We start from the raw sequence: 2843 nt of genomic DNA, 5'->3' as shown, positions 1-2843 counted from the left end.
CAACGCCGCCGCGCGCGCGAAGGCCTCCGCATCGCCCGGGCCGCGCGTCTCCGCCAGTTCCGGGCAAAGCCCGCACGCCCGCAGGGCCTGCAGCGCGCGCGCCAGACGCCGGCGCCGGCCGGCGCCGGCCGCGGGGTTGAACACGATGAGCACCGCAGCCGCGTAGCGCGGCGACATGACGATTCGCGGGCGGTTCGCTGACGGCCGCGTGACATGCGCTTCGCGCATCGCTCCACAGGGCAGCGCGTGCACGACGTCACTCAAGATTCACGTCGAATCGCGGCGCCGGCGGCTACAGCGCGGCAACGCAACGGAAGCAGCCTGGCCGCGTTCCCGACGCGGAGAAGGCGCGGGACCCGGACAGGCATGCACACGACCGAACCGAAGCGCCGCTACCGCACCGTGTTCCTCTCGGACCTTCATCTCGGCACGCGCGGGTGCCGCAGCGACTTCCTGCTGGATTTCCTGACGCGCATCGAATGCGAGCGGCTGTTCCTGGTGGGCGATATCGTCGATGGCTGGCGGCTGCGGAAGTCCTGGTACTGGGACGCCAACCACGACGAGGTGATCCGCCTGCTGCTCCGCGCCGCCCGCAACGGCACGGAGGTCACCTACATTCCCGGCAACCACGACGAGATGCTGCGCGACTGGCTGGGCATGGAGATCGCGGGCGTGCGGCTGGTGGACGAGGCCGTGCATGTCGGCGCCGATGGCCGCCGCTACCTGGTGATCCATGGCGATCAGTTCGACGGCGTGATCCGCTATGCCAAGTTCCTCGCGCATCTCGGCGACTGGGCGTACGACTGGGCGCTGCTGTTCAACACCTGGTTCAACGCCGCGCGCCGCCGCCTGGGCTACCCGTACTGGTCGCTCTCCCAGTGGCTGAAGCGCCAGGTCAAGGAAGCGGTGAAGGCGATCGACCGGTTCGAGACGGCGCTGGCGCAGGAAGCCCGGCGTCGCGGCCTGGACGGCGTGGTCTGCGGCCACATCCACCACGCCGAGATGCGCATGGTGAACGGCGTGCTCTACATGAACGACGGCGACTGGGTGGAAAGCTGCACCGCGCTGGTCGAGCACGCCGACGGCCGGTTCGAGCTGGTGGACTGGGCGCGGGAGAACCGCCTGTCCTTCTTCCGGGCCGAGCCGCGACCCCTTGCCGCGGCCGCGTAGGGGCCGGGCGCGGCTTGGACAGCATCACGGAGTGGGGCATGGGCGCGCTGCTGCCCGAGCAGGCCGCGGCAGCCGGCGGCGAGGCGCCGCGCCGCATCCTGGTGGTCAGCGACGCCTGGCACCCGCAGGTCAACGGCGTGGTGCGAACCCTGTCCACGGTACGCGACGAATTGCTGCGGCTTGGCGACGCGGTGGAGGTGATCGGGCCGGACCGCTTCGCCTCCGTGCCGATGCCCGGGTACCGCGAGATCCGCCTGGCGCTGGCGCCGAAGCGCCGGCTGGCGAGCCTGGCGGAGGCCTTCGCGCCGGACGCCGTGCACATCGCCACCGAAGGCCCGCTCGGCTGGGCGATGCGGGCCATCTGCCTGCAGCGGGGCTGGCGCTTCACCACCTCCTTCCACACGCGCTTCCCGGAATACCTGCAGGCGCGCACCCTGATCCCGACGGCCTGGTCCTGGCCCGTGCTGCGGCGTTTCCACGAGGCCGGGCACGGCACCTTCTGCGCCACCCCATCCCTGGCGCGGGAACTGGCCGGCCGCGGCTTCACCCGCGTGGTGCCCTGGTCGCGCGGCGTGGACCTCGCCCGCTTCCACCCGGGCGCGGCGTGGCATGGCACGGCGGAGCAGTGGGAGGCGCTGCCGCGGCCGATCTTCGTCTATGCCGGGCGCATCGCCGTGGAGAAGAACATCGAGGCCTTCCTGTCGCTCGACCTGCCGGGCAGCAAGGTGGTGGTCGGCGACGGCCCTCAGCGCGCCGCGCTGATGCGCCGCTTTCCCGATGCGCATTTCACCGGCTGGCGCGACAATGGCGCGCTGGCGCGGGCCTATGCGCAGTCGGATGTCTTCGTCTTTCCCTCGCGCACCGACACCTTCGGCCTGGTGCTGCTGGAAGCGCTGGCCAGCGGCACGCCGGTCGCGGCCTATCCGGTGACGGGCCCGATCGACGTCATCGGCGACAGCCCGGCCGGCGCGCTGGACGAGGACCTCGCGGCCGCCTGCCGGCGGGCGCTGGGCGCCGACCGCGCCGCCTGCCGGGCGCATGCCGAGCGGTTCTCCTGGGCGGCCTGCGCGCGGCGGTTCCGCGACAGTCTGGTACCCGTCGCCGGCTGACGCCCGCCGGCTGAAATTTCCTGTCCGCGCCGCGCCGTGCTACGGGCGCCGGCATGACGTGCCTTCCGCCGCGGGACCGATGCGCAAGCTGATCCGCCATCCCGCCGTGCAGGCGGGTCTGGCGCGGATGCTGGGCGCCTACATCGCCTTCGTCGCACGCACCACGCGCTGGCGGATCGTCGGCGGGGAAGACGCCTTCGCGCATGTCGCCGCCGGCCGGCCGCTGATCCTCGCCTTCTGGCACGAACGCCTGCCGCTGATCCCCGTGCTGTTCCGGCTGGCCGTGATGCATGAGCCGTCGATCGCCGGGCTGCAGCCGCACGTGCTGGTCAGCCAGCACCGCGACGGCCGCTTCATCGGCGCCGCCGTCGAGCGCTTCGGCTTCCGCATGGTCTATGGCTCTTCCCGCCGCGGCGGCGCGCAGGCGCTGGTGGAGATGGTGCGCATCCTGCGCGCGGGGAATCCGGTCGCCATCACGCCGGACGGCCCGCGGGGGCCGCGCCGCCAGGCCGCACCGGGCGTCGCGCAGCTGGCCGCCCTGTCGGGGGCCGCGGTCGCGCCCGT

The 2843-nt window shown here is 72.8% G+C and carries 3 protein-coding genes; all 3 read left to right on the top strand.

Features of this window, described 5'->3' with window-relative positions:
• Window positions 1-366 precede the first annotated feature (366 nt).
• Complete coding sequence (locus tag OZN99_RS28960) at window positions 367-1170, top strand: UDP-2,3-diacylglucosamine diphosphatase (protein ID WP_270938684.1); 804 nt, start codon at window positions 367-369, stop codon at window positions 1168-1170.
• 38 nt (window positions 1171-1208) lie between these two features.
• Complete coding sequence (locus OZN99_RS28955) at window positions 1209-2279, top strand: glycosyltransferase family 4 protein (protein WP_270938685.1); 1071 nt, start codon at window positions 1209-1211, stop codon at window positions 2277-2279.
• Window positions 2280-2358: 79 nt separating this feature from the next.
• Window positions 2359-2843: lysophospholipid acyltransferase family protein (locus OZN99_RS28950; RefSeq protein ID WP_270938683.1), on the top strand; the 485-nt coding region annotated here is incomplete at its 3' end.

The organism is Falsiroseomonas oryzae (assembly GCF_027856955.1).
Classification (GTDB): Bacteria; Pseudomonadota; Alphaproteobacteria; order Acetobacterales; family Acetobacteraceae; genus Falsiroseomonas; species Falsiroseomonas oryzae.
The sequence above is the reverse complement of the archived record's forward strand: the minus strand, read 5'-3'. Positions and strand labels throughout refer to the sequence as shown.